The sequence below is a fragment of the Agromyces sp. H17E-10 genome (genome assembly GCF_022919715.1).
Classification (GTDB): domain Bacteria; phylum Actinomycetota; class Actinomycetes; order Actinomycetales; family Microbacteriaceae; genus Agromyces.
Genome location: NZ_CP095042.1, coordinates 2,961,322 through 2,987,756, shown reverse-complemented (window position 1 = coordinate 2,987,756; position 26,435 = coordinate 2,961,322). Strand labels below are relative to the sequence as shown.

Sequence of the window (26,435 nt, the reverse complement as noted above, 5' to 3'; positions counted from 1 at the left end):
GCGCGAAGCCCACCGAGACCCGAACGGGGCAGGCTCAATCGACCTTCACGATGTCGGGCGCCTCGAGCCGCACCCGGTCGGCGGACTCGTCATCGGGCTGCTCCTGCGAGGCGCGCTCGGCCGCGACCCGCTGCAGGTAGCGCTCGACCTCGAGCGTCTCACGCGCCTCGTCCCAGCCGAGCACCCTGCCCATGAGCTTCGCCGCGACGGGGGCCGCCGAGACGCCGCGGTCCCACGCCTCGATCGAGATGCGGGTGCGGCGGGCGAGCACGTCGTCGAGGTGCAGCGCGCCCTCGTGGGACGCGGCGTAGACGACCTCGGCGGCGAGGTAGTCGTCGGCGCCCGGCAGCGGTTCGCCGAGCTCGGGGTCGTTGCGGATGAGGTCGAGCAGCTCATCGGTGAGCGTGCCGTAGCGGTTCAGCAGGTGCTCGATGCGCACCTTGTGCACGTCGAACGCGCGGGCGATCTTGCCGCGCTTGTTCCACGCCGCCTGGTAGCCCTCGGCGCCGAGCAGCGGGATGTCCTGCGTGGTCGACGCCGGCACCTTGCCGTCGAGCGCGTCGACGGCGGCGTCGATCGCGTCCTTCGCCATCACCCGGTAGGTGGTCCACTTGCCGCCGGCGATGACGACGAGGCCGGGCACCGTGTGCGCGACGAGGTGCTCGCGCGAGAGCTTCGAGGTCTGGTCGCTCTCGCCGGCGAGCAGCGGCCGGAGCCCGGCGTAGACGCCCTCGACGTCTTCGCGCGTGAGCGGCACCGCGAGCACCCGGTTCACGTGCTCGAGCAGGTAGTCGATGTCGGCCGCGGTCGCCGCCGGGTGCGCCTTGTCGAGGTTCCAGTCGGTGTCGGTCGTGCCGATGAGCCAGTGCCGGCCCCACGGGATGACGAAGAGCACGCTCTTCTCGGTGCGGAAGATCATGCCCATCGCCGATTGGATGCGGTCGCGCGGCACGACGAGGTGGATGCCCTTCGACGCGCGCACCTTGAAGGTGCCGCGTTCGCCGACCATGCGCTGCGTGTCGTCCGTCCAGACGCCCGTCGCGTTCACGACCTGCTTCGCGCGGATCTCGAAGTGCTCGTCGTTCTGCAGGTCGTGCGCCCGGACGCCGACGACGCGCTCGCCGACCTTGATGAAGCCCTCCACCTTCACGCGGCTCGCGACGTGGGCGCCGTAGAAGCTCGCGGTGCGGGCGAGGGATGCGACATAGCGGGCGTCGTCGACCTGGGCGTCGTAGTACGTGAGGCCGCCGACGAGGGCATCCTTCGAGAGCGACGGGATGGCGCGCATGACCTGTCGCTTGGAGAGGTGCCGGTGGTGCGGGACCCCGGGCGGACGCCCGCCCGTGTAGCTGAAGATGTCGTAGAGCATCATGCCCGCGCCGACGTAGAAGCGCTCGAAGACGCGCTTCTTCAGCGGGTAGAGGAACCGCACGGGCTTGACCAGGTGCGGCGCGATGCGCTGCAGCAGCAGTCCGCGCTCGATGAGCGCCTCGCGCACGAGCCGGAAGTCGAGCTGCTCGAGGTAGCGGATGCCGCCGTGCACGAGCTTCGACGAACGGCTCGACGTGCCCGAGCCCCAGTCGCGGGCCTCGAGCAGGCCGGTCGAGAGCCCGCGGGTGACCGCGTCGAGCGCCGAGCCGGTGCCGACGATGCCGCCGCCGACGACGAGCACGTCGAGCTCCTTCTCTTTGAGGCGCGCGATCGCGGCGTCGCGCTCCTCCGGTCCGAGCTTCTGCGAACGCGTCACCGACTTGAGCTTGGCCATCGTGCCACCCCATCCCCGCGGCTCAGGGCCGGGCCGCGTGATCCGATTTCAACGCTACCCGAGTTCACGCAGGTTGAGGAGCGCCCGATGAAGGCGGAGGGTTGAGGAGGCGCGCCGGCGCCGTCTCGAAACCAGGACGCGTCGCGATACCGCCTCGCGCGTTACGACCCGAGGTACGGCTCGACGACGACCTCGACCCGCTGGAACTCCTTGAGGTCGGAGTACCCGGTGGTGGCCATCGACTTCTTGAGCGCCCCGACGAGGTTCGCAGTGCCGTCGGCGGCGGGTGCCGGGCCGTAGAGCACCTCCTCGAGCGGGGCGACCTGGCCGACCTGCACACGGCGGCCACGGGGCAGCTTCGCGTGGTGCGCCTCGGCGCCCCAGTGGTAGCCGCCGCCGGGTGCGTCGGTCGCGCGGGCGAGCGCCGCACCGAGCATGACCGCGTCGGCGCCGCACGCGACGGCCTTGACGATGTCGCCCGCCGTGCCGACGCCGCCGTCGGCGATGACGTGCACGTACCGGCCGCCCGACTCGTCGAGGTAGTCGCGGCGAGCACCCGCGACGTCGGCCACCGCGGTGGCCATCGGGGCGTGGATGCCGAGCGTCGTGCGGGTCGTCGATGCGGCGCCGCCGCCGAAGCCGACGAGCACGCCGGCCGCGCCCGTGCGCATGAGGTGCAGGGCTGCCGTGTAGGTCGCCGCGCCGCCGACGATCACGGGAACGTCGAGCTCGTAGATGAACTTCTTGAGGTTCAGCGGCTCCTGGTTCTTCGACACGTGCTCGGCCGAGACGGTCGTGCCGCGGATGACGAAGAGGTCGACGCCCGCGGCGACGACGGTCTCGTAGAGCTCCTGCGTGCGCTGCGGCGACAGGGCGCCGGCGACGGTCACGCCCGCGGCGCGGATCTCGGCGAGACGCGCCGTCACGAGCTCGGGCTTGATCGGCGCGGCGTAAAGCTGCTGCATGCGCTCGGTGGCACGGTCGGCCGGGAGGTTGCGGATCTCGGCGAGCACGGGCGCCGGGTCGTCGTAACGGGTCCACAGGCCCTCGAGGTCGAGCACGCCGAGGCCGCCCAGCTTGCCCATCATGATCGCCGTCTGCGGCGAGACGACCGAGTCCATGGGCGCGGCCAGGAACGGGATGTCGAACTGGTACGCGTCGATCGACCAGGCGACCGAGACGTCTTCGGGGTCGCGCGTTCGCCTGCTCGGCACGATCGCGATGTCGTCGAACGCGTACACTCGCCGGCCCCGCTTGGAGCGGCCGATCTCGATCTCCTGGCTCACCGTTCCACCCTACCGGTCGCCCCCGGCGATCACTCGGGGGTCCGGCGTCCCGACCGCGGACTCACCCGCGCCCGGAGCATCCGATGCCCGCCGGCGCTGCAGACGCGCCGACTGCACGACCGCGATGACGCCCGCCACGAGCACGAGCAGGAATCCCGACACGGGCGCCGCCGCCACCCCGATCAGCGCGATCGCGAGCAGCGCGATGCTGACCGGCCACGGCATCCGCCCGGCCCGTTCGAGGGAGGTCATCGCGACGCCCAGTGCCAGACCGAAGAACCCGGTCATCAAGAACCAGAGCGCCACCTCGAGGCCGCTCGTCATCGCTCCGTACCAGCCGTCGGCGAGCGCCTGGCCCACCACCGGCGAGGCTGCGAGCCCGCCGACCACGCTGTGCAGTGCGCACACGATGATGAGGGCCGGTCCGGCGATCGCCGTCCGCTGGTCGTTCCGTCGTCTCGTCATGCCGATCAGTCTGGGCGCACACGCGACGTCAGCGCCTCACCCGATCGGGTGAGGCCGTCACGGTTCAGCGCGCTCGCGCGACCCGCTTCTCGTCCCACACGGGCGCGTCCGTCTCGACGACGTCGCCCGACTCGGCGAACACCACGAACCGGTCGAAGCTCCGCGTGAACCAGCGATCGTGCGTGACCGCGAGCACCGTGCCGTCGAAGCGTTCGAGCGCCTCCTCGAGCGCCTCGGCCGAGACGAGGTCGAGGTTGTCGGTGGGCTCGTCGAGCAGCAGCAGGGTCGCACCCGACAGCTCGAGCAGCAGGATCTGGAAACGGGCCTGCTGCCCGCCCGAGAGCTGTTCGAAGTTCTGCAGCGCCGACCCCGCGAGCCCGTAGCGGTCGAGCGCCGAGCTCGCGGCCTCCCGTGCCATGCCGTCGCGGTTCGCATCGCCGCGGTGCAGGATGTCCAGGAGCGTGCGTCCGCGGAACTCGGGATGCTCGTGGTTCTGGGCGAACCAGCCCGGCACGACCCGCGCACCGAGCACCGCACGTCCCTCGTGAGGCACGCGGACGAGGGTCTCCCCCACGCTCGTCACGTGGCCGAGCGTGCGGTCGGGCTCGGTGCCGCCGCCCGCGAGCAGCCGCAGGAAGTGACTCTTGCCCGATCCGTTCGAACCGAGCACGGCGACCCGGTCGCCGTACCAGACCTCGAGGTCGAACGGCCGCATGAGCCCGGTGAGCTCGAGCCCTTCGCACACGACGGCGCGCTTGCCCGTGCGCGAGCCGCGCAGCCGCATCGAGACGGCCTGCGCCGGCGGGCGCTCCTCGGGCGGGCCGTCCTCCTCGAACTTCGCGAGCCGGGTGACCGCCGCCTTGTACGCGGCGGCCATGTCGGAGTTGTACTTCGCCTTCTCGCGCATCCGCAGCATGAGCGCCTTGAGGGCCGCGTGCTGCTCGTCCCAGCGACGGCGCAGCTCGTCGAGCCGCTCGAACCGTGCGTCGCGCGCCGCGTGGTAGCCCTCGAAGCTGCCGCCGTGCACCCACGCGGTGTTGCCGGCGGCCCCGAGCTCGATCGTCACGATGCGGTCGGCGGCGCGCGCGAGCAGCTCGCGGTCGTGCGAGACGAGGAGGACCGTCTTCGGCGTCTCGCGCAGGCGCTCCTCGAGCCAGCGCTTCCCGGGCACGTCGAGCGAGTTGTCGGGCTCGTCGAGCAGCAGCACCTGCTCGGGACCCCGCAGCAGCGCCTCGAGCGCGAGCCGCTTCTGCTCGCCGCCCGAGAGGGTCGAGAGCTCGCGCCACTTCGCCCGCTCGTACGGGATGCCGAGCGCCGCCTGCGTGCAGTGGTCCCAGACGACCTCCTGCTCGTAGCCGCCGGCCTCGGCGTACTCGGCGAGCGCGGTCGCGTACCGCATCTGCGCGTCGGTGTCGTCGTGCTCGATGAGGGCGTTCTCGGATGCCTCGAGCTCGAGCGCGGCCTGCCTGATGCGGGTCGGCGCCACCGAGACGAGGAGACCTGCGACCGTGGCATCCGCCCCCTCGACGGTTCGCCCGGTGCCGACGAACTGGTCCATCACGCCCAGCCCGCCGTCGACCTGCACGCTGCCCTCGTCGGGCCGCAGATCGCCGCGGATGATGCGCAGCAGCGTCGACTTGCCGGCGCCGTTGGCGCCGATGAGCGCGGTCGTCCGCCCCTCGGCGACGCGGAAGGCGAGCCGCGCGAGCAGGGGCCGCCCGTCGGGAAGCGAGTACGAGACGCCGTTGACGTCGATGAAGCCCATGGGTTCGTGATCCGATCGGTCTGCGACCGGAATCGGGACGCCCGCGGTCGCGCCGCCAGGTGTCGAGCAGAGCTGGGCAGCCGACCAGAATACATGCCGCGGATGCGCCCTGCCAGTCCCGGGCGATCTGCGGCAAGCTGGAGGCATGCATCGCATCGCCGCTGAGCCCCTCGACGTCCTCCGCACCCGCACGAGCGAGAAGTGGCGGCACTATGACGCCGACGTGCTGCCGCTGCCCGTCGCCGAGATGGACTACCCGCTCGCCGAGCCGATCGCGGCGGCGCTGCACGCGGCGGTCGACCGTTCCGACACGGGCTACGCCGCCGGCAGCCGGCCCGTCGCCGAGGCGTTCGCGCCGTTCGCGGCCGAGCGGTTCGGCTGGCAGGTCGACCCCGGTCGGGTGACCTGCACGGGCGACGTCGCGATGGGGCTCGTCGAGGTGCTGCGCCAGGTGACCGCACCCGGCGACGGCGTCGTCATCACGCCGCCGATCTACCCGCCGTTCTTCGACGTGGTCACCGAGGCCTCGGCCCGGGTCGTCGAGGTGCCGATGCGCGGCGGCATCGACGAGGGCTGGGCCCTCGACCTCGAGGGCATCGACGCCGCGTTCGCCGCGGGGGCGAAGGCCATGGTGCTGTGCAACCCGCACAACCCGATCGGGCTCGTGCCCTCGCGTGACGAGCTCGCCGCCCTCGCCGAGGTCGCCGCACGCCACGGTGCGACGATCGTCTCCGACGAGGTGCACGGACCGCTCTCGCAGCCGGGCACGGTCTACACGCCGTTCCTCACCGTCTCCGACGCCGCCCGCGAGCACGGTGTGACCGTGACGGCCGCGTCGAAGGCGTTCAACCTCGCCGGGCTCAAGGCCGCGATGATCGTGACCGCCTCCGACCGCGGCGACGCGGTACGGAAGGCCATGCCCTACGAGGTCGAGTGGCGCATGAGCCAGTTCGGCTCGATCGCGTCGGTCGCCGCGTTCCGCGAGGGCGGGCACTGGCTCGACGGGGTGCTCGCGAGCCTCGACGACAACCGGCGCCTGCTCGCGGACCTGCTCGCCGACGAGCTGCCGGGCGTGCGCTACCGCATCCCCGACGCGACGTACCTCGCCTGGCTCGACCTCTCCGCCCTCGGCTGGGGCGACGACCCCGCGGCGGTCGCACTCGAGCGGGCCCGGGTCGCGCTCGGCATCGGCACGATGTTCGGCAAGGAGGTCGGGCGCGGCCACGTCAGGCTGAACTTCGCCTGCACGCCCGAGGTGCTCGGCGAAGCGATCACCCGCATCGCCGACGCCGCCGGGCAGACCCCCGCCTGACGTGCCTCCGGACTCCGGATCGGGGATGAGCACGATGACCACGAGCGACGCCCACGGCCCGAATGCCTCGACCCGAGGCATCCGCATCGCCGTGCCCGACGACGCCGCGACTGCGGCCCGCCTGCAGGTCGAGTTCGCCGAGGAGTTCGACACGCCGACCCCGAGCCGCGAGGTGCTCGAGCCGCGCTTCCGGCGGCTCATCGCCGACCCCGACGGGTTCGTGCTGTTCGCGGGCGACGATGCGGGCGGCGGCGACCCCACGGGCTACGCCCTCGTCACCCTCCGGCCGACGGTGTACTGCGACGGCCCGCTCGCCGTGCTCGACGAGCTCTACGTGATGCCCGCCCTGCGCGGCTCGGGCATCGGCACGACGCTCCTCGAGCACGCGATCGCCGAGGTGCTCCGGCGCGGGGGCGGCGAGATGCACATCAACGTCGACGAGATCGATGTCGACGCGCGCCGCTTCTACGAACGCCACGGCTTCGTGAACGTCGAACCGGGCACCGACTACCGCATGCTCTGCTACATCAGGGAGCTGGCGTGATCGCCGACACCGATCAGCGCTCGACCGTCGCGGCACCCGACGCGACGATGCCGAGATCGACAGCCTGTCGGACGATGCCGCTGCCGGGCGGTGTCGGCACCTGCGCCGGCACGGGGATGCCGCGGCGCTGCAGCTCGGCGCGGGCGGCGAGCTGCGCGCGCTCGAGCGAGGCACGCTGCTCGGGCTCGAGGAGCGCATAGGCAGCGGCCGCCTCGCCTTCGGCCCGCTCGCGCACGGAGCGGAGTTCGACCTGCACCCGCGCCCGGAATTCGTCGACGACCGCTTCGCGCTCGACGTCACGAGGCAGTCGACGCCGGGCGATCATGCACGCCACCGCGATCGTGGCGGTCGTCAGCGTCGCGACCGCACCCAGCCAGAACCACGGCGCCAGCCGCGGCTCGATGCCCAACGCGACCGGCGCCGAGAGCCACATCGTGAGCGCGCTGAGCATCGCGAAGACACCGATCGTGAACGCGACGGCGGGGCCCGGCGGGTCGGCTCGCCGGGTCGGCAGCGCGGCGATCGCGCACCCGATCGCCGCCACGGCGAGCAGGACCATCGCGAACGGGAGTACGTCGGCCGGGTCGACCCTCACCCGCCCGGCGATCTCGTGGAGACGCTCGGCGTACGCCGGTGCCTCGCCGATCAGCACGCGCTCGACCCCGTCGGGGTCGCGCACGAGCACGTGCTTCTGCACGACGCGCGCGTACTCCAGTGCGTCCACGCGGCTGGGCGGCCGCGCGTCAGCGCGTGTAGTTCGGCGCCTCGACGACGATCTGCACGTCGTGCGGGTGCGACTCCTTGAGGCCCGCGGGCGTGATGCGCACGAAGCGGCCCTTCGTCTTCAGCTCGGCGATCGTGCGGGCGCCGACGTAGAACATCGACTGGCGCAGCCCGCCGATGAGCTGGTACGCGACCGCCGACAGCGGACCGCGGTACGGCACCTGGCCCTCGATGCCCTCGGGGATCAGCTTGTCGTCGCTCGGCACGTCGGCCTGGAAGTAGCGGTCCTTCGAGTACGACGTCTTCTTGCCGCGGGTCTGCAGCGCACCCAGCGACCCCATGCCCCGGTAGGCCTTGAACTGCTTGCCGTTCTGGAAGACGAGCTCGCCGGGGCTCTCGGCCGTGCCGGCGAGGAGCGAACCGAGCATGACGGTGTCGGCTCCGGCGACGAGCGCCTTCGCGATGTCGCCCGAGTACTGCAGGCCGCCGTCGGCGATCAGCGGCACACCTGCGGGCTTGGTCGCCTTGGATGCCTCGTACACGGCGGTGATCTGGGGAACACCCACACCGGCCACGACGCGCGTCGTGCAGATCGAGCCCGGGCCCACGCCGACCTTGACCGCGTCGGCGCCGGCCTCGACGAGCGCCTTCGCACCCTCGTAGGTCGCGACGTTGCCGCCGATGACGTCGATGTGGGCGAACGTCGGGTCGGCCTTCAGCCGGCGGATGATGTCGAGCACGCCCGCCGACTCGCCGTTCGCGGTGTCGACGACGAGCACGTCGACGCCCGCGTCGCGAAGCGCCTCGGCGCGCTCCCACGCGTCGCCGAAGAATCCCATCGCGGCACCGACCCGGAGGCGGCCCTCGTCGTCCTTCGTGGCGTACGGGTACTGCTCGCTCTTGTCGAAGTCCTTGACCGTGATGAGGCCGGTGAGATGCCCCTCGTCGTCGACGAGCGGGAGCTTCTCGACCTTGTGCTTCGCGAAGATCGCGAGCGCCTCGTCGGGGTTCATGCCGACCCGCCCCGTGATGAGGGGCATCTTCGTCATGACCTCGGAGACCTTGGTCGACGGCTTCTCGAAGTCGGCGACGAAGCGCATGTCGCGGTTCGAGATGATGCCGACGAGCTTGCCCTCGTCGTCGACGACCGGGAGACCGCTCACGCGGTACATCGCGCACAGCGCGTCGACGTCGGCGACCGAGGCATCCGGGGTCGTGGTCACCGGGTTCGAGACCATGCCCGATTCGCTGCGCTTGACGCGATCGACCATGTCGGCCTGGTCCTGGATCGACAGGTTGCGGTGCAGGATTCCGATGCCGCCCTGGCGCGCCATGGCGATCGCCATGCGCGCTTCGGTGACGGTGTCCATCGCCGCCGACAGCAGCGGAGTCGCCACGGTGATGCGACGGGTGAGGCGCGAGGCCGTGTCGGCCTCGGAGGGGATCACGTCGGTGTGACCAGGAAGGAGGAGGACGTCGTCGTACGTGAGTCCCGTGAATCCGAACGGATCTGCCTGATCCATGACTTCCCTTCGTGTCGGACACCCGCGGCTCGTCGGCTTCGTGGGTGGGTGGCGGTGCATCAATGTTAAGCGAGTTCGCGCCGGAGGCATTCCCCCGGTTCTTCATAACGATCCAGCACAATCGGAGGTCTCCGACCGACGACTGCACACGGGCATGCCGCGCATGGGTCATAATCGGCAGGTACCGTCGACGACGCCGTCGACGGAAAGGACCGGTCCCGGAGGTCCCACCACGCTCTCCGGTGACTCCTTGGAGGTGCAGTGGAACCCACGAGATCTGTCCAGACTCGCTCCCGCGGGAGGTGGCTCCTACTCCTCGGAATTCTCCTGTCCGCACTCACTCTGTCCGGCATCGCAGCGTCCCCTGCGGTGGCGGAGGATGGGAGTGCGGCCTCGGCTTCCGACGAGTACGAGTACCACTTCTCGGGCAATGTGCAGTACAACGACGAACCACTCGAAGGCGTGAAGATCACGGTCGAGGGCGGCGGATTCACCGCCGACACCGAGACCGACGCCGACGGCAAGTGGACGCTCGGCGTGCCCGAGAAGACCGAGTACAAGATCGAGCTGCACGAGGACACCCTGCCGAAGGGCGTCGTCGTCTCGAAGGGCGAGAACCCCCGCACGGCGGAGTTCGGGCTGACGAACAACAAGTCGGTGAACTTCTTCCTCGGCGAGGGCACGCGGGTGACCGTGTCGTTCTTCGACCAGCTCGTCAACCGCGTCGTGAACGGCCTGAACTTCGGCCTGCTGCTCGCACTCGCGGCGATCGGCCTCTCGCTCATCTACGGCACCACGGGCCTCAGCAACTTCGCGCACTCCGAGATGATCACGTTCGGCGCGCTCATGACGCTGACGTTCGCGAACATCCTCGGCCTGCCGATCGCGATCGCGATCCTCATCGCGATCCTCCTGAGCGCGGGTCTCGGCTGGACGCTCGACGCGGCACTGTGGAAGCCGTTGCGGCGTCGAGGCGTCGGCGTCATCCAACTCATGATCGTGAGCATCGGCCTCGCCCTCGCGATGCGGTACACCTACCAGTTCTTCTACGGCGGCCGCACTCGGCAGCTGCCCGGCGCAGCGCCCGCCGAGTTCCACCTCGGACCGCTGTCGCTGTCGTGGGTCGACGTCGCGAGCATGGGCATCAGCATCGTGGTCCTCCTCGCGGTCGCGTTCTTCCTGCTGCGCACCCGCATCGGCAAGGCGACCCGCGCGGTGTCCGACAACCCGAGCCTCGCCTCCGCGAGCGGCATCGACGTCGACCGCACGATCCGCATCGTGTGGGTGCTGGGCGCCGCGCTCGCGGGCCTCAGCGGCATCCTCTGGGCGTACTACCGCCCCGGGGCGAGCTGGGACATGGGCTTCCAGATCCTGCTGCTCGTGTTCGCCGCCGTCACCCTCGGCGGTCTCGGCACCGCATTCGGAGCCCTCATCGGCTCGCTCATCGTCGGACTGTTCGTCGAGCTCTCGACGCTCTGGATTCCGGCGGACATGAAGTTCGTCGCGGCACTGGTGATCCTGATCCTCGTGCTGCTGCTGCGTCCGCAGGGCATCCTCGGTCGCCGAGAGCGGATCGGCTAGGAGGACCGAAATGATCGATTGGGGAGCAATCTTCTCGAACGCGGCCGTCGAGGTGCTGAGCCCGACCACCGCCGCCTACGCGCTCGCGGCCCTCGGCCTCGCGGTGCACTTCGGCTACACCGGCCTCCTGAACTTCGGCCAGGCCGGATTCATGGCGCTCGGCGCCTACGGCTATGCGATCTCGACCCTGACGTTCGGGTTCCCCGTGTGGGCGTCCGTGCTCGTCGGCGTCGGCGCATCCGTCGTCTTCGCGCTCATCCTCGGCATCCCGACGCTGCGGCTGCGCGCCGACTACCTCGCCATCGTGACGATCGCGGCGGCCGAGATCCTGCGACTGCTGTTCACGACCAACACGTTCCGCGACGTCACGGGCTCCGCGAACGGCCTGAGCGAGTACAAAGACGGATTCCGGGCGCTCAACCCGTTCCACTTCTCCGGCACCGCCGGTTTCGGGCCCTGGGTGTTCAGCGCCAACGACTGGTGGAGCATCCTCGTCGCCTGGGTGATCGTCGCGATCGCGTGCGTGCTCGTCTGGATGCTCATGCGCAGCCCCTGGGGCCGCGTGCTCAAGGGCATCCGCGAGGACGAGGACGCCGTGCGCTCGCTCGGCAAGAACGTCTACGCCTACAAGATGCAGAGCCTCATCCTCGGCGGCGTGCTCGGCACGTTCGCGGGCATGATCTTCATCCTGCCCCGCGCCGTGGTGCCGGCGAACTACGCGACGTCGCTCACCTTCTTCACGTGGGCGATCCTGCTGCTCGGCGGTGCCGCGACGGTCTTCGGCCCGGTGCTCGGCTCGATCGTCTTCTGGGTCGCGCTGTCGTTCTTCTCGGGATTCGTCGCCCGAGCCGTCGAGGCCGGCTGGCTGCCCATCTCCGAGGTGCAGTCGGGCCAGCTGCGGTTCATCCTCGTCGGCGTGGCGATCATGCTCATGGTCGTGTTCAGACCACAGGGCATGCTCGGAAACAAGAAGGAGATGTCCTTTGTCAAGTGACGCCGCTCCCACGAAGAAGCCCGTCAAGAGCGTCGGCCTGCACGTCGGCGACGCCGAGCCGGGTTGCAAGAAGACCGATCCGATCCTCATCGCCGACGGCGTCAAGCGCACGTTCGGCGGCCTCACCGCGGTCGACGTCGCCCACGTCGAGATCCCGCGCGGCGCGATCACGGCCCTCATCGGGCCCAACGGTGCCGGCAAGACCACGTTCTTCAACCTGCTGACCGGGTTCGACAAGCCCGACACCGGCAACTGGAGCTTCGACGGCACCTCTCTCGCGCACGTGCCCGCGTTCAAGGTCGCGCGGATGGGTCTCATCCGCACGTTCCAGCTCACGAAGGCCCTCGGGCTCCTGACCGTCATGGACAACATGAAGCTCGGGGCGACGGGGCAGCGCGGCGAGAACCTGTTCCGGGCCATGCTGCCGTTCCTCTGGCGCAAGCAGGACGACGAGATCGAGGCGAAGGCCCTCGAACTCCTCGGCCGGTTCAAGCTCGACGCGAAGAAGGACGACTACGCGGCGAGCCTGTCGGGCGGCCAGCGCAAGCTCCTCGAGATGGCGAGGGCGCTCATGAGCGACCCGACGCTCGTCATGCTCGACGAGCCCATGGCAGGCGTCAACCCGGCGCTCACCCAGTCGCTGCTCGACCACATCCTCGACCTGAAGACCCAGGGCATGACGGTGCTCTTCGTCGAGCACGACATGCACATGGTGCGCCACATCGCCGACTGGGTGATCGTGATGGCCGAGGGCAAGGTCGTCGCCGAGGGCGACCCGCACTCGGTCATGCAGGACCAGGCCGTGATCGACGCCTACCTCGGCCAGCACCACGACCAGGATCTCGGCGCCGCCGACACCGGACACGTCGAAGCGCTGAAGGAGCTCATCGATGACGAACAGTAGCCCCGCACCCGCCGCCGTGCAGCCGCCCGCGGGCGACGTCGTCGTCGAGGTGCGCTCGATCACCGCCGGGTACCTGCCCGGTGTGAACATCCTCAACGGGTGCTCGCTGACCGCGGCGCCCGGCGAGCTGATCGGCATCATCGGCCCGAACGGCGCCGGCAAGTCGACGCTCCTGAAGTCGATCTTCGGTCTCGTGAAGGTGCGCGAGGGCGGCATCTTCCTGAACGGCGAGGAGATCACGAACCTCAAGGCGAACAAGCTCGTCGGCAAGGGCGTCGGCTTCGTGCCGCAGACGAACAACGTGTTCCCGTCGCTCACGATCCGCGAGAACCTCGAGATGGGCATCTACCTGCGGCCCAAGGGCCTCGCCGAACGGCTCGAGTTCGTCACGGCGATCTTCCCCGAGCTCGGCAAGCGGCTCGGCCAGCGCGCCGGGTCGCTCTCGGGCGGTGAACGGCAGATGGTCGCGATGTCGCGTGCGCTCATGATGGGGCCGCACGTGCTGCTGCTCGACGAGCCGAGCGCCGGCCTCTCGCCCGTCCGCCAGGACGAGGCGTTCCTGCGCGTCAAGGAGATCAACAAGGCCGGGGTGACGACCATCATGGTCGAGCAGAACGCGCGCCGCTGCCTGCAGATCTGCGACCGCGGGTACGTGCTCGACCAGGGCCGCGACGCCTACACGGGCACCGGACGCGAACTGCTCAACGACCCGAAGGTGATCGGCCTCTACCTCGGCACGCTCGGCCAGGACGACTGACCCGGGCAGCGAACGCCTGAACGCTGAGAACGGGCGGATGCTGCGGCATCCGCCCGTTCTGCGTTCTCGGGGTCGTGCGCGCCACGTCCTGTGGCCGTCACCCTCCACCTACTCACCACCCGCACCAGCCGCACCACCCGTGCCACGATCGAGTGGGCAAAGATCGTCCAGGATTGGAGCATCCCGGACGATCTCTGCCCGTTCGATGACCGCGGCGCCTCCAGACGGCGTGAGCGGCCCACTGCGCAACGACGACGCCCCCGCGCAAGCGCACACCCCACCACCCCCGCGAACGCCCCTCACACGCGCGAACGGCCCCGGCGCGAGCGCCGGGGCCGTTCGGTTCGAGTCTCAGAGCGTCAGTTGATGCGCTCCGACACGTTCTGGTCGTTGTACTCGTAGATGCCGATCGTGGCACCCTGCGGGTCGCCGTTCTCATCGAACGAGATGGGGCCCGACAGGCCGTCGTAGTCGATCTGCTTGCCCTCGGCGAGCGCCTTCGCACCGTCGGCGAAGTCGGTCACCTTCTCGCCGTCGCCGGTCGAGCCGGAGATCTGCGTGAGGTAGTCGGCGATCGACTGGCCGTCGGTCTTGTTGGCCGCGTAGGCCGCGAGCGCGAACAGCACGATGTTGTCGTACGACTCGGCCGCGTAGGTGAAGTCGGTCAGACTGGGGTCGATCTCCTTCAGGCGGTCGGTGAAGTCACCGAGCGACGCGAGGTCGAGACCCGGGGTCGTCGCCTTGGCACCCTTGATGAGGCCGGGGGCGAAGTCCTTGCTGTAGTCGAGACGGTTGCCGTCGGTGAGGTAGATCTTGTCACCGGGGAAACCGCTGCCGACCAGGTCGGGGATGATGACCTTCGCCTCGTCGAACGAGATGATCACGATCGCGTCGGGGTTCTGAGCCGTCACGTCGCCGATCTGGGTCGAGAAGTTCGTGTCGCCCGTGTTGAACGACGACTCGGCCACGACCTCGCCGCCGGCACCCTCGAACGCCTTCTTCGTGGCGTCGGCGAAGCCGGTGCCGTAGGCGTCGTTCTGGTAGATGATGCCGAGCGTCGAGTTGCCGTCTTCGGCGACCAGGTTGCCGAGCACCTCGCCCTGGAGGAGGTCGGACGGCGCGGTGCGGAAGTACAGCCCGTTGTCGTTGATCGACGACAGGTCGAGACCCGTGTTCGACGGCGACATGAGCACGACGCCGGCGCTCGTGACCTGCTCGTAGATGTTGCGGGTCGTCGCCGAGGCCGCAGCACCCGAGATGGCCGCGACGTCCTGCGAGAGCAGGTCGGTGACCGAACCGGTCGCGACATCGACCGTGCTGTCGCCCTCGTCGCGGAGGGTCAGCTCGACGTTGATGCCGAGGTCGGCGGCGTTGATGTCGTTCACCGCGAGCTGCGCGGCGGCGATCTGGGGCGGGCCGAGCACCGCGAGGGTGCCGGACTGCGGCGCGATCTGGCCGACCTTCAGCGTGAGGTCGCGGTCGCCCGCCTCCACCTGCAGGGCGTCGCCGGAATCGGCGGGCTTCTCGCTCTCGGTCGACGACGGGGTGCCGCCTGAAGTGCACGCGGTGAGCAGGAGGGTGCTGACGCCGACGATGGCGAGACCCGTCCAGGCAGCGCGCGCAGAACGCTTGGCCGAAGCCTTCGCGAAGACGCTCATGTTGCTCCTTGGGACTGAAGGAATTGCTGAAACGATCAAGCGCCGTAACGACGCCGTTGATCGACAGTATGCCGGGGTGTCCCGCCGAGACAAGTCACCGCGGTCACAACCCGGTAACACCGGCCGGATCGTTACCGGGTCGACACCTTTCGGGCGTCGGACGCACGAAATCCGCGTCACACGGCGTCATCTGGTGCGGATTCCGCCGCAGCGGCGTGGTGCCGGACGCGGCTCACACGGGCTCGGCGAACACCCGCCTGGCCGACCGGGCACTGCGCACGAGGTCGAAGGTGAGCACGGCGAGCGCCACCCAGACGAGACCGAAGCCGATCCAGCGCTCGGGCGGCATCGGCTCGCCGAGCACCGCGACGCCCACGATGAACTGGATGAACGGCGCGAAGTACTGGATGAACCCCATGTAGATGAGCGGCAGCCGTCTCGACGCCGCCGCGAACAGCAGCAGCGGCACCGCGGTGACGACGCCCGCGAGCGAGAGCAGCACCGCGTGCCACGCACCGTAGGCGCCCATCGTGAGCCCCTCGGTGGCCGCGATCCACCACAGCTGAACGCCGGCGACCGGCGCGAGCCACAGCGTCTCGAGCGTGAGCCCCGAGACGGCGTCGACCCGCGGGCCGACCCGCTTCTTGATGAGTCCGTAGAACCCGAACGAGAAGGCGAGCAGCAGCGCGATCCACGGGAACTGCCCGTGGCCGACCGCGAGCACGATGACGGCGACCATCGAGATGCCGACCGCGACCCACTGGGTCGGGTTGAGGCGCTCCCGCAGGATGAGCACGCCGAGGAAGATCGTCACGATCGGGTTGATGAAGTAGCCGAGGGATGCCTCGACGACCTGCTCGTTCACGGCCGCGTAGACGTACGTCTCCCAGTTGACGAAGATGAGCGCGCCGGCGGCGGCCATCGTGAAGAGCACGCGGCGGTCGCGCAGGAGCGCGACGAACCTCGCCCACCCCCGGGTCACGGTGATGAGCAGGGCGCAGAAGACGAGCGAGAGCAGGATGCGCCAGGCGACGATCTCGACCGAGCCGGTCGGCTGCAGCGCGATGAAGTAGATGGGCAGCACGCCCCAGAGCAGGTACGCGGAGATCGCGTAGCCGAGACCCGGTCGGCTGATCGCGCCGTGACCGGCGGGCGCTGAGCGGGAATTCACCGATACAGCCTACGCCCGCCGGATGATCCGGCTGAATCGATTCGACCGAGGATGCCACGCGGTCGGCCCGCCATGACGACAGCGCCACCCCGGAGACGACGAACGGCCCGGAGGCCGAAGCCTCCGGGCCGTCAGCACGGATGTCGGGTCGCTCAGCGAACGACGACCGCGAGCACGTCGCGGGCCGACAGCACGAGGAAGTCCTCGCCGCCGAACTTGACCTCGGTGCCGCCGTACTTCGAGTAGATGACCTTGTCGCCGACGGCGACGTCGAGCGGGACGCGGTTGCCGTTGTCGTCGATGCGACCGGGGCCGACGGCGACGACCTCGCCCTCCTGCGGCTTCTCCTTCGCGGTGTCGGGGATGACGAGACCCGACGCCGTGGTCTGCTCGGCCTCGACCTGCTTGATGACGATGCGATCCTCGAGCGGCTTGATGGAAACCGACACGGTTGACCCCTTTTCTAGACGGATGCGTCTTTTGACGAAGACTGGTTAGCAGCCTCAGAGCGAGAGTGCTAAAGCGAGTCTAGGCGCGTTCTGGCACTCGTGCAACGTGAGTGCCAACGTCGTTCACGTCTGGCGAACAGCGGCGGATGCGCCGGTGATATAGCGTTCTGGGGTGGAACGCTCCGACCTCGTCGCACTGCTCTCCCCCGAAGGCCTGCGGCTGCTCGACGCCCTGCCCGCGTGGGACTCGAAGGCCGACATCGTCAAGACGGTCGCCGAGCTCCGCCGGCGGGGCCACGACGCCGGGCTCGTCGCGGCCGTGCTCACCCAGTCGAAGCTGCGCGCGAAGGCCGCATCCAAGTTCGGGCCGTTCGCCGACCGCATGCTGTTCACCGAGGCCGGCCTCGAGCAGGCGACCCGCCTGCAGGTCGCCGCCCTGCACGCCGGACGGTTCTCGCGGGCGGGCGTCCGCCACGTCGCCGACCTCGGCTGCGGCATCGGCGGCGACGCCCTCGCGATGGCCGCGATCGACCTCGAGGTCACGGCGGCCGACGCCGACGAGGTCACCGCGGCGATCGCGGCGTACAACCTCACGCCGTTCCCGCACGCGCAGGTGCTGCACTCGCGCGCGGAGGACGTCGCGCTCGGCGGCATCGACGGCGCCTGGCTCGACCCGGCGCGGCGCACGACCGCGGGCGGCACGACGACGCGCATCGCGGATGCCTCGGCGTATTCGCCGAGCCTCGACTTCGCGTTCGGGCTCGCCGACCGGATGGCGGTGGGCGTGAAGCTCGGCCCCGGCACCGATCGCGACGTGATTCCGGCGGGCGCCGAGGCGCAGTGGGTCTCGGTCGACGGCGACGTCGTCGAGCTCGGCGTCTGGCTCGGTGCCCTCGCACGCCCCGGCATCGGGCGCTCGGCGCTCGTCATCCGCGGCGAGGCCGCGTACGAGCTCGTCGCCCCCGCTGACAGCGAGGACGCACCCGACGGGCCGCTCGGCGACTTCCTCTACGAGCCCGACGGCGCGGTCATCCGGGCACGGCTCATCGGCGACCTCGCCCGGGCGAACGGTGCCTGGATGCTGAGCTCCGGCATCGCCTACCTCACGGCCGACACCGCCATCGATTCACCGTTCGCCCGGGGCTTCCGGGTGCTCGAACGGCTGCCAGCCGACGAGCGCGGACTGCGTCAGGCGCTGCAGGCACGCGGCGTCGGCACCGTCGAGATCAAGAAGCGCGGCGTCGACGTCGACCCGGCGGCGCTGCGCACCCGGCTGAAGCTCAAGGGCGCCGAGCGCGCGACGATCGTGCTCACCCGTGAGCAGGGCCGTCATGTGGCGCTGCTCGTCGAGCGGCTCGCCACCGCGGGTTGAGGAGCGCCCGACGAAGGAGGACGCGTCTCGAAACCGCCCAAGGAGGACGCGGCTCGAAACCCTCAGACCGGGAGCGCCCCGAACACGATCGCGTAGTAGCCGATCCAGACGGCTGAGAACACGAGTCCGGCCAGGCCCGTGCCGATGCCGGTGAACGCGAGGGCGCGGCCGTGCTCCTCGCGGCGCAGGCCGAGCACGCCGAACACGATCGCGGCGATCGACAGGGGCAGCATCCAGCCGACGAAGAGCGACGCCGCGGCACCGATCACGCCCGTGACGGCGGAGACCCAGCTGAACGCCCGGCGCTGCTGCTCCTCCTCCTCTTCGATCGCCTCGGCGGCGTCGAAGCCGGCGCGGTGCACGATGAGCAGCTGCCCCGTCGAGATGCGGCGCAGCTGGTCGGTGTCGACGGGCACGTCGAACTCGCGCTGGTCGGGCTCGAGCGCGGCGGGCTCGCGCACGGCGGGCTCGGGTTCGCGCACGGCGGGGTCGGCGCGGAAGGTGGGTTCGGCCGGCCGGTAGGGCGCGAGCGGGTCGACCGGCCCGTCGTCGCGCCGGGGCAGACGGTCGGGGGCCTCGCCGTCAGGCGAAGCCCCCTCACGTTCCGTCATCTCGTCGCTCAGTAGTCGTACGACGGCGAGTAGTAGTCCGCCGTCGAGAAGAGCACGCCCCAGAGCACGAACGACAGCAGCGCGATGCCGATGCCGACGAACCCGAGGATGATGCCGGTCAGCCACATGCCCTTCGCCTGCGGCTCCTTGCTCTTGCCGATGAAGCCGAGCACCACCGCCGCAGCCGGGATGAACAGCTGCAGCACGCCGCCGATGAACGGCAGGAACACGACGGCGAAGCCGACGAGGCCCACGATGCCGGCGATCAGCGAGATGAGGCTGAACACCGGCGTCTTCTTCGCGGGAGCCGCACCGTAGGCCGGTGCCGCGTAGCCGGGCGCACCGTACGCGGGCTGCGCCGCGGGCGCACCGTACGCGTTCGGCGCGGGCGGAGGCGGCGGGGTCGCCGAACCGTATGCCGGCGGCGTCGCACCGGGCGTGCCGTACGCGGGCGGCGCCGGGGGCGCCGGGGGTGCAGGCGGCGCGGGCGGTTCGGGGGCGGCCGGGGGCTCGGGTGCGCTCGGCACCTCGGGCACCTCGGGCCCCGACGCTGACGCATCGACCGGCACGACCGGCTCGGGCTCGCCGGGCACGCCCGGTTCCGCCGGAGCAGGAAGGTCGGGTTCGGGCACGCTCGGCACCTCGGGCTCGACGGGGGCGCCGGGGACCTCGGGGGTCTCGGGCGTCTCGTCGGGATTTCTCGGATCAGTCATTTCTTCCCCCTCAGATTCGCGACAGGGCCGATGGGATTCAGTACGTGCTGTAGCCCTGCGACGCGGCGACGCCGGCGATGATGATCGCGAACACGATCCAGATCAGGCCCACGACGAGGCCGACGTAGCCGATGATGAGGCCGGCGATGGCGAGGCCGCGACCCTGCTCACCGGTCTTCTTGATCTGGCTGAGCGCGATGTGGCCCGTGATGACGGCGACGAGGGAGATGAAGAAGGCCGAGACGAGCGAGACGATCGCGAGCACGTTGGTCTTCGAGCTCGCCGGGGCCGAGTAGGCCGGGGCGGCGTAGGCCGGTGCAGCGGGCGCTGCGGGCGCGCCGTAGGCGGGTGCGGCAGGAGCGGCAGGAGCCTCGGGAGCAGGCGGAGCCGGCTGGGAGGCGGGCTGCTCGGGAAGGTTCGGGTCGGTCACGGTTGGTTCCCCTCGATGCTGTGTGTGATGCGCTGCTGCCGGTGCGGCAGGCGCTCGGGGCGCGATCGATGTCGACGACCCGGTGTTTTCGCCCCCACACTATCGCGGGAGCACCCTCGCGCACAGGATTCTTGCGTCAGACGACCTGGATCTCGGTGACGGGCAGCGTCGAGTCGGCGCCGAATCCGAGCTCGGACGGAGCATGTCCCGCCATCACGAGCTGGGCACCGAGCGCCGCGATCATCGCGCCGTTGTCGGTGCAGAGCGACAACGGCGGAATGCGCAGCGCGATGCCGGCGGCATCCGCCCGCTCGGTCGCGACCTCGCGCAGCCTCGCGTTCGCGATGACGCCGCCCCCGAGCAGCAGCCTCGGCACGCCGAGCTCGGTGCACGCGTCGACCGCCTTGGAGACGAGCACGTCGACGACCGCCTCGCGGAAGCTCGCGGCCACGTCGGCCGTCGGCACGGGCGAGCCTGCGGCCTCGCGCTGCTCGACCCATCGCGCGACGGCGGTCTTCAGGCCGGAGAAGCTGAAGTCCCAGCGGTGGGCGACCAGGTCTTTCGGCCGGGTGAGCCCGCGCGGGAAGCGGATCGCGTTCGGGTCGCCGCCGACGGCCGCGCGGTCGATCTCGGGTCCGCCCGGGTAGGGCAGGCCGAGCACGCGGGCGACCTTGTCGAACGCCTCGCCGGCCGCGTCGTCGATCGTCTCGCCCAGCAGTTCGACGTCCGAGACGAGATCGCGCACGAGCAGCAGCGAGGTGTGCCCGCCCGAGACGAGGAGCGCCACGGTGGGCGTCTCGAGCGGGTCGGCCGCGTCGAGCAGGTCGGCGCCGACGTGCCCGACGAGGTGGTTGACCGCGTAGATCGGCAGGCCCTTCGACAGCGCGAGCGCCTTGGCGGCGCCGACCCCGACCATGAGCGCCCCGGCGAGCCCCGGACCGCTCGTCACGGCCACCCCGTCGAGGTCGTCGAGCGAGACGGATGCCTCGGCGAGCGCCGCCCGGATCGTCGGGCCGAGCGCCTCGAGGTGCGCCCGCGCGGCCACCTCTGGCACGACGCCGCCGTATCGGGCGTGCTCCTCCATCGACGAGGCGATGACGTTGGCCAGCAGGGTCTGGCCCCGCACGATGCCGACGCCGGTCTCGTCGCACGAGGTCTCGATGCCGAGGATGAGCGGTGCGTCGGTGTTCATCGGTTGCCTCCGATCGGCCCGGGCCCGTCGGCGGCCGGCCGGGTCACCGCCGGCGGCACGTCGAGCCGCATGAGCACGGCGTCGACCCCGTTTCGGTAGTAGCGGGGCCGCACCCCGATCTCGACGAACCCGAGCGAGTCGTAGAGGGACCGGGCGATCGGGTTGTCGGCCCGCACCTCGAGGAAGAGCTGCGCGATGCCCCGGCGGCGCGACTCGGTGATGAGCGCGTGCATGAGGCCGCGGCCGAGCCCCATGCCGCGCGCGGCGGGGTCGATCGCGATGGTCTGGATGTCGCCCTGGTCGCCGCCCGACGGGGCGAGCAGCCCGGCGTAGCCGAGCAGCGGCGGCCACGCGGCATCCTCGTCGTGCTCGTCGTCGACGGCGACGAGGTAGTAGCCGTGCGGGCTCTCGATCTCGCGCCGCATGGCCTCCTCGGGCCAGGCGTCGTCGGTGAACGTCGCCCGCTCGAGCTGCATGACGGCCTCGAGGTCGGCCGGCTTCGCCCGACGCATGAACACGCTCACCGGAGCACCCGCTTGCCTGCCGAAGGGGTCACGTCGGGGGCGCGCAGGTAGAGCGGCGCGTCGTCGGTGAGCGGCAGCCGGCCGGCGGCGAAGGCGAGCTCGGCGACGAGGCCGACCGCGGCGGCCGAGACGATCGTCGCTTCGAAGCGCGCGCCGACCGGGTCGGGCAGTGCGTCGCGCGGCACCAGCCCTGGGCCGGACAGCCGCACGGGCAGGCCGTCGGCGTCGAGTCCGTCGTACTCCGAGATCGCGAACTCGCGCCGCCTCGCGTCGGTGACGACCTGCAGCGGACCGGTCTCGCCCGCGGTGTAGCGGCTCCAGGCGATCGCGTCGTGGCTCGGCACCGGCACGAACGGGCGGTCGATGCCGAGGGCGAACGCGTGCGCCGCGGCGATGCCGACGCGCAGGCCCGTGAACGGGCCGGGACCCATGCCGCCCGCGACGCCGGAGAGGCTCGCGGGGTCGATGCCCGCGGTGGCGAGGGCGTCGCGGATGAATCCGCCGATCACCTCGGCGTGCCGCATGGTGTCGTCGGTGCCGGTCTCGGCGAGCGTTCGCAGGTCGCCGGTCGCGCGGTCGCGGTCGACGATGGCGACGCTCGTGCCCGTCGAGGTGTCGATCGCCAGCAGCATGTTCCAAGCCTAATTCGGAATCGGACGCCCCCAGGCCGCCGGTTCAGTCGTCGAGCGCGTCGCCCACCCGTGCCAGCAACGGACCGGTGAGCGTCACCGTGCGCGGCTCGTCGCCGTCGAGGTCGGATGCCCCGGGGTCGCCCGCCTCGGGGGCGCCCGGACCGTCGGGGCCTGCGTCGCTCGCCGCACTCGCCCCCGTCGGTCGCTCGATCACGATCTCGAGCCAGGCGTCGCCCGCCTCCTCGACGAGGCCGGCGCCCCACTCGACGACGACGACCGACCGCGCGAAGTCGAGGTCGAGGTCGTCGACGAGCTCCGCACTGCCGAGCCGGTAGGCGTCGACGTGCACGAGCGGCGGACCGTCGCCGAGGCTCGGGTGCGTGCGGGCGAGCACGAAGGTCGGGCTCTGCACGGGACCGCGCACGCCGAGGCCGGCACCGATGCCGCGCGTGAGCGTCGTCTTGCCCGCGCCGAGCGGGCCGGTGAGCACGACGAGGTCGCCGGCGCTGAGCGCTGCGCCGAGTCGCCGGCCGAACGCCTCCATGGCGTCGGCGTCGGGGATCTCGAACGAACGGCTCACAGGTCTTCGGCCTCGGGCCACGGCACCGTGCGCGGGCCGCCCGTGTAGCGCCGGGGCACGCGCGGGCCGATGCGGGTGACGATCTCGTAGCCGATCGTGCCGGCCGCGGCCCCCCATTCGTCGGCGGTCGGGGCGCCCGTCGCCGGGTCGCCGAACACGACGACCTCGTCGCCCACCGCGACCGGTGCGTCGCCGGCGTCGACGATGAACTGGTCCATCGCGACACGGCCGACCACGGGGCGGCGACGCCCGCCGATGAGCACCTCGGCGCCCTGCCCCGAGGCCTGCCGCGGGATGCCGTCGGCGTAGCCGAGCGGCACGAGCGCGAGCGTCGTCTCGGCGTTGGCGTGCCAGATGTGGCCGTACGACGCTCCGGCGCCGGCGTCGACCCGGCGGACCGCGGCGACCCGCGCCCGCAGGGTCATCGCCGGGGTGAGCCCGAGGTCGGCCGAGGTCGTGCCGTCGCCGAACGGGGTGAGGCCGTACAGGCCGATGCCGATGCGCACGGCGTCGTAGCGCGACGACGGGTCGCGCAACGCCTGCTCGCTCGACGCGATGTGGCGCAGGCGCCCCGTGAGGCCGGCCTGCTCGGCGATCGCGAGCGCCCGCTCGAACGCGGCGAGCTGGTCGGCGTCGACCTCGCGCGACGTGTTCGCGAAGTGACTGAAGATGCCGACCACGCCGATGCGCTCCGCCCGCTCGAGCTCGACCGCCCGGGCGACGACCGCGGGCCACTCGGTGGCCGGCACGCCGTTGCGGCTGAGCCCGGTGTCGATCTTGAGGTGCACGCGGGCGGCTGCTCCGGCGGCCGCCGATGCGATCTCGTCGAGTTGGGCGCGGCTCGAGACGCCGAGCTCGACGTCGGCGGCGACCGCCGCGGCGAAGTCGGCGCCGGGGTCGTGCAGCCACGCGACGACGGGCGCGTCGATGCCCGCGTCGCGCAGTTCGAACGCCTCGTCGAGGTCGGCGACGCCGAGCCTCGTGGCGCCCGCGGCGAGGGCGGCCCGCGCCGTCGCGACGGCGCCGTGCCCGTAGGCGTCGGCCTTGACGACGGCGATGATCTCGGCCGGTGCGACGCGCTCGGCGACGGTGCGCACGTTGTGCACGACGGCGTCGAGGTCGATCAGCGCCTCGCGGAACGCCGGCGCAGCGGCATCCTGCCCGTTCTGGTCGCTCATCGGCCGCCCACCGCCTCGAGCACGACGAACGCGCTCGCGATGCCGGCGTCGTGGCTCATCGACAGGTGCACCCGGTCGATGCCGAGCGCGGCGACGTGCTCGGCGAGCGCGCCGGACAGTGCGAAGTCGGGATTGCCGTCGGCGTCCTGGATGATGCGCATGTCGTGCCAGCGGATGACCGCGTGGCCCCCGAGTGCCTTGATGAGCGCCTCCTTGGCGGCGAAACGGGCCGCGAGCGAGCGCGGCGGGCGACCGCGTTCGCTCTCGGCGAACAGGCGCTCGACGAGCGCGGGGGTGCGGGCGATCGAGCGCTCGAAGCGCTCGATGTCCACGACGTCGATGCCGATGCCGGCGATCACGCGACCCCCGCGCTCTCGGTCACTCGACCGTCACCGACTTGGCGAGGTTGCGCGGCTGGTCGACGTCGAGGCCCTTCGCCTGCGAGAGCTCCATCGCGAAGATCTGCAGGGGCACGACCGCGAGGAGCGGTTCGAACAGCGGAGCGGCGAGCGGGATGCGCACCACCTCGTCGGCGAACGGCAGCACCGCGGCGTCGCCCGCCTCGGCGATGGCGATGACGCGAGCGCCGCGTGCGCGGATCTCCTGGATGTTCGAGACGACCTTCGGGTGCAGGCTGCCGTCGTGGCGGGGGCTCGGCACGACGACGAAGACCGGCTGGCCCGGCTCGATGAGGGCGATCGGCCCGTGCTTGAGCTCGCCGGCGGCGAAGCCCTCGGCATGGATGTACGCGAGCTCCTTGAGCTTCAGCGCACCCTCGAGCGCGATCGGGTAGCCGACGTTGCGGCCGAGGAACAGCACCGAGCGGGTGTCGGCCATCCAGTGCGCGAGCTGGGTGACCTTCTCGGCCTCGCCGAGCACGGCGCCGAGCTTCTCGGGCACCGCCGTGAGCTCGTCGAGCTGGGCCGCGAGGGCGGCGTCGTCGAGCGTGCCGCGCACGCGGGCGAGGTGCAGGCCGAACAGGTAGAGCGCCGTGATCTGCGCGACGAACGCCTTCGTCGAGGCGACCGCGACCTCGGGGCCGGCGTGCGTGTAGACGACCGCGTCGGATTCGCGCGGGATCGTCGCACCCTGCGTGTTGCACACCGAGATCGTGCGCGCCCCCTGCTCGCGGGCGTACTTGACGGCCATGAGCGTGTCCATCGTCTCGCCCGACTGGCTGATCGAGACGACGAGCGTGTCGGCGTCGAGCACGGGCTCGCGGTAGCGGAACTCGTGGCTGAGCTCGACCTCGACGGGGACCCGCGCCCACTGCTCGATCGCGTACTTCGCGACCATGCCGGCGTACGAGGCGGTGCCGCACGCGATCACGGTGATGCGCCGGATGCCGCGGAGCTCGTCGTCACCGAACGACTCGAGCTCGGGGATGACGACGGTGCCGTCGACGATGCGACCGCGCAGCGTGTTGGCGACGGCGTCGGGCTGCTCCGACACCTCCTTGCGCATGAACGACGACCAGCCGCCCTTCTCGGCCGCCGAGGCGTCCCACGCGACCTCGAAGGCCTCCACCTCGACGGGGGCGCCGTCGAAGTCGGTGACGACGACCTCGTCGGCCGTGATCGCCACGATCTGGTCCTGGCCGACCGCGACCGCCTGCTTCGTGAACTCGACGAAGGCGGCGACGTCGGAGCCGAGGAAGTTCTCGCCCTCGCCGAGGCCGATCACGAGCGGAGAGTTGCGGCGGGCGCCGACGACGAGGCCCGGCTCGGAGCGATGCACGGCGAGCAGGGTGAACGCGCCCTCGAGGCGCGAGACGGTGTTGCGGAACGCCGTGCGGAGGTCGCCCGCCTCGCGGTACTCGCGGCCGAGCAGCACGGCCGCGACCTCGGTGTCGGTCTCCGACTCGAACGAGTAGCCGTCGGCGAGGAGCTCGTCCTTCAGCTCGGCGAAGTTCTCGATGATGCCGTTGTGGATGAGCGCGAGGCGCCCCTCGTCGCCCAGGTGCGGGTGGGCGTTGCGGTCCGTCGGTCCGCCGTGGGTCGCCCAGCGGGTGTGGCCGATGCCGGTACCGCCGCGGTGCAGCGGATTGCGCTCGAGCTCGTCGGCGAGGACCTTGAGCTTGCCCGACCGCTTCGCGGTCTCGATGGCGCCGTCGTCGTCGACGACCGCCACCCCCGCCGAGTCGTAGCCACGGTATTCGAGGCGACGCAGGCCGCCCATGAGGACGTCGAGGCTGTTGCGCTCTCCGACGTATCCGACGATTCCACACATGGAGGCGATTGTACCGGCGGGCGACTGCGCGAATTCCCGGAGCCGGGGGCCGGGTGCACCCGGCCCCCGCACTACAC

General features: G+C 71.0%; 26 protein-coding genes. 7 read left to right on the top strand and 19 right to left on the bottom strand.

What is annotated here, in order from left to right; genetic code table 11:
• Positions 1-34: 34 nt before the first annotated feature.
• From MUN74_RS13585 to MUN74_RS13570, 4 genes are all read right to left on the bottom strand, one after another.
• The gene (locus tag MUN74_RS13585; protein ID WP_244852877.1) at positions 35-1,765 is read right to left on the bottom strand and encodes a glycerol-3-phosphate dehydrogenase/oxidase; all 1,731 of its coding nucleotides are present in this window, start codon (positions 1,763-1,765) and stop codon (positions 35-37) included.
• A gap of 161 nt (positions 1,766-1,926) precedes the next feature.
• The gene (locus tag MUN74_RS13580; RefSeq protein ID WP_244852875.1) at positions 1,927-3,051 is read right to left on the bottom strand and encodes a GuaB3 family IMP dehydrogenase-related protein; all 1,125 of its coding nucleotides are present in this window, start codon (positions 3,049-3,051) and stop codon (positions 1,927-1,929) included.
• Positions 3,052-3,060: 9 nt separating this feature from the next.
• A complete protein-coding gene (locus MUN74_RS13575) occupies positions 3,061-3,516 on the bottom strand; it encodes a DUF6463 family protein (protein WP_244852874.1) in 456 nt (151 codons plus the stop codon).
• Positions 3,517-3,580: 64 nt separating this feature from the next.
• Positions 3,581-5,281 (bottom strand): ABC-F family ATP-binding cassette domain-containing protein, encoded by a 1,701-nt coding sequence (locus tag MUN74_RS13570; RefSeq protein WP_244852872.1) that lies wholly within the window; start codon positions 5,279-5,281, stop codon positions 3,581-3,583.
• A gap of 145 nt (positions 5,282-5,426) precedes the next feature.
• On the opposite strand from MUN74_RS13570, the gene MUN74_RS13565 reads away from it, so the two are divergent.
• Together MUN74_RS13565 and MUN74_RS13560 are read left to right on the top strand one after the other, a co-directional pair.
• Complete coding sequence (locus MUN74_RS13565) at positions 5,427-6,593, top strand: MalY/PatB family protein (RefSeq protein ID WP_244852870.1); 1,167 nt, start codon at positions 5,427-5,429, stop codon at positions 6,591-6,593.
• A gap of 34 nt (positions 6,594-6,627) precedes the next feature.
• Positions 6,628-7,137: a GNAT family N-acetyltransferase gene (locus MUN74_RS13560; RefSeq protein ID WP_244856458.1), complete on the top strand. Its 510-nt coding sequence runs from the start codon at positions 6,628-6,630 to the stop codon at positions 7,135-7,137.
• Positions 7,138-7,150: 13 nt separating this feature from the next.
• On the opposite strand, the gene MUN74_RS13555 is transcribed toward MUN74_RS13560, so the two are convergent.
• Both MUN74_RS13555 and guaB read right to left on the bottom strand, forming a co-directional pair.
• Positions 7,151-7,861 (bottom strand): hypothetical protein, encoded by a 711-nt coding sequence (locus tag MUN74_RS13555; RefSeq protein WP_244852869.1) that lies wholly within the window; start codon positions 7,859-7,861, stop codon positions 7,151-7,153.
• A 19-nt stretch (positions 7,862-7,880) separates the two neighbouring features.
• Positions 7,881-9,383: an IMP dehydrogenase gene (guaB, locus tag MUN74_RS13550; protein ID WP_244852868.1), complete on the bottom strand. Its 1,503-nt coding sequence runs from the start codon at positions 9,381-9,383 to the stop codon at positions 7,881-7,883.
• A 261-nt stretch (positions 9,384-9,644) separates the two neighbouring features.
• On the opposite strand from guaB, the gene MUN74_RS13545 reads away from it, so the two are divergent.
• Genes MUN74_RS13545 through MUN74_RS13530 form a run of 4 tightly spaced genes read left to right on the top strand, consistent with a single transcriptional unit; the run spans position 9,645 to position 13,619 of the window.
• Positions 9,645-10,964 (top strand): ABC transporter permease subunit, encoded by a 1,320-nt coding sequence (locus MUN74_RS13545; RefSeq protein WP_370647297.1) that lies wholly within the window; start codon positions 9,645-9,647, stop codon positions 10,962-10,964.
• A 13-nt stretch (positions 10,965-10,977) separates the two neighbouring features.
• Positions 10,978-11,958, top strand: a complete 981-nt coding sequence (locus tag MUN74_RS13540) for a branched-chain amino acid ABC transporter permease (RefSeq protein ID WP_244856457.1) — start codon at positions 10,978-10,980, stop codon at positions 11,956-11,958.
• Positions 11,948-12,862 carry an ABC transporter ATP-binding protein gene (locus MUN74_RS13535; protein WP_244852865.1) on the top strand — a complete coding sequence of 305 codons (915 nt, stop codon included), beginning with the start codon at positions 11,948-11,950 and terminating at the stop codon, positions 12,860-12,862. Before MUN74_RS13540 ends, MUN74_RS13535 begins: the two co-directional genes overlap by 11 nt.
• Positions 12,849-13,619 carry an ABC transporter ATP-binding protein gene (locus MUN74_RS13530; protein ID WP_244852863.1) on the top strand — a complete coding sequence of 257 codons (771 nt, stop codon included), beginning with the start codon at positions 12,849-12,851 and terminating at the stop codon, positions 13,617-13,619. The genes MUN74_RS13535 and MUN74_RS13530 overlap by 14 nt, the downstream gene beginning before the upstream one ends.
• Before the next feature lie 359 nt (positions 13,620-13,978).
• Here MUN74_RS13530 and MUN74_RS13525 read toward each other — a convergent pair whose 3' ends face one another.
• The 3 genes from MUN74_RS13525 to groES form a co-directional block, all read right to left on the bottom strand.
• The gene (locus MUN74_RS13525) at positions 13,979-15,277 is read right to left on the bottom strand and encodes an ABC transporter substrate-binding protein (RefSeq protein WP_244852861.1); all 1,299 of its coding nucleotides are present in this window, start codon (positions 15,275-15,277) and stop codon (positions 13,979-13,981) included.
• Between the two features lie 232 nt (positions 15,278-15,509).
• Positions 15,510-16,448: an EamA family transporter RarD gene (gene rarD, locus MUN74_RS13520; protein ID WP_244852859.1), complete on the bottom strand. Its 939-nt coding sequence runs from the start codon at positions 16,446-16,448 to the stop codon at positions 15,510-15,512.
• Between the two features lie 152 nt (positions 16,449-16,600).
• Positions 16,601-16,897: a co-chaperone GroES gene (gene groES, locus MUN74_RS13515; protein ID WP_022889766.1), complete on the bottom strand. Its 297-nt coding sequence runs from the start codon at positions 16,895-16,897 to the stop codon at positions 16,601-16,603.
• Between the two features lie 172 nt (positions 16,898-17,069).
• Between groES and MUN74_RS13510 the strand changes: the two genes are divergently transcribed.
• Entirely contained in the window at positions 17,070-18,269 is a 1,200-nt protein-coding gene (locus tag MUN74_RS13510) for a class I SAM-dependent methyltransferase (protein WP_244852857.1), read from the top strand.
• A gap of 62 nt (positions 18,270-18,331) precedes the next feature.
• Here MUN74_RS13510 and MUN74_RS13505 read toward each other — a convergent pair whose 3' ends face one another.
• The 10 genes from MUN74_RS13505 to glmS form a co-directional block, all read right to left on the bottom strand.
• Positions 18,332-18,880 carry a DUF4190 domain-containing protein gene (locus MUN74_RS13505; protein WP_244852855.1) on the bottom strand — a complete coding sequence of 183 codons (549 nt, stop codon included), beginning with the start codon at positions 18,878-18,880 and terminating at the stop codon, positions 18,332-18,334.
• Positions 18,881-18,888: 8 nt separating this feature from the next.
• Positions 18,889-19,593, bottom strand: coding sequence for a DUF4190 domain-containing protein (locus MUN74_RS13500; RefSeq protein ID WP_244852854.1), 705 nt, complete (start codon positions 19,591-19,593; stop codon positions 18,889-18,891).
• 37 nt (positions 19,594-19,630) lie between these two features.
• Complete coding sequence (locus MUN74_RS13495) at positions 19,631-20,023, bottom strand: DUF4190 domain-containing protein (protein ID WP_244852852.1); 393 nt, start codon at positions 20,021-20,023, stop codon at positions 19,631-19,633.
• Between the two features lie 136 nt (positions 20,024-20,159).
• Positions 20,160-21,215, bottom strand: a complete 1,056-nt coding sequence (gene tsaD, locus MUN74_RS13490) for a tRNA (adenosine(37)-N6)-threonylcarbamoyltransferase complex transferase subunit TsaD (RefSeq protein ID WP_244852850.1) — start codon at positions 21,213-21,215, stop codon at positions 20,160-20,162.
• Positions 21,212-21,739, bottom strand: coding sequence for a ribosomal protein S18-alanine N-acetyltransferase (gene rimI / locus MUN74_RS13485; protein WP_244852849.1), 528 nt, complete (start codon positions 21,737-21,739; stop codon positions 21,212-21,214). The genes tsaD and rimI overlap by 4 nt, the downstream gene beginning before the upstream one ends.
• Positions 21,736-22,371, bottom strand: a complete 636-nt coding sequence (tsaB, locus tag MUN74_RS13480; RefSeq protein ID WP_244852847.1) for a tRNA (adenosine(37)-N6)-threonylcarbamoyltransferase complex dimerization subunit type 1 TsaB — start codon at positions 22,369-22,371, stop codon at positions 21,736-21,738. Before tsaB ends, rimI begins: the two co-directional genes overlap by 4 nt.
• Positions 22,372-22,414: 43 nt before the next feature.
• Complete coding sequence (gene tsaE, locus MUN74_RS13475; RefSeq protein ID WP_244856456.1) at positions 22,415-22,915, bottom strand: tRNA (adenosine(37)-N6)-threonylcarbamoyltransferase complex ATPase subunit type 1 TsaE; 501 nt, start codon at positions 22,913-22,915, stop codon at positions 22,415-22,417.
• A 32-nt stretch (positions 22,916-22,947) separates the two neighbouring features.
• Complete coding sequence (gene alr, locus MUN74_RS13470; protein WP_244852846.1) at positions 22,948-24,129, bottom strand: alanine racemase; 1,182 nt, start codon at positions 24,127-24,129, stop codon at positions 22,948-22,950.
• Positions 24,126-24,488, bottom strand: a complete 363-nt coding sequence (locus MUN74_RS13465) for a holo-ACP synthase (protein WP_244852845.1) — start codon at positions 24,486-24,488, stop codon at positions 24,126-24,128. Before MUN74_RS13465 ends, alr begins: the two co-directional genes overlap by 4 nt.
• A gap of 19 nt (positions 24,489-24,507) precedes the next feature.
• Positions 24,508-26,358 (bottom strand): glutamine--fructose-6-phosphate transaminase (isomerizing), encoded by a 1,851-nt coding sequence (gene glmS / locus MUN74_RS13460; RefSeq protein ID WP_244852843.1) that lies wholly within the window; start codon positions 26,356-26,358, stop codon positions 24,508-24,510.
• Between the last annotated feature and the right edge of the window lie 77 nt (positions 26,359-26,435).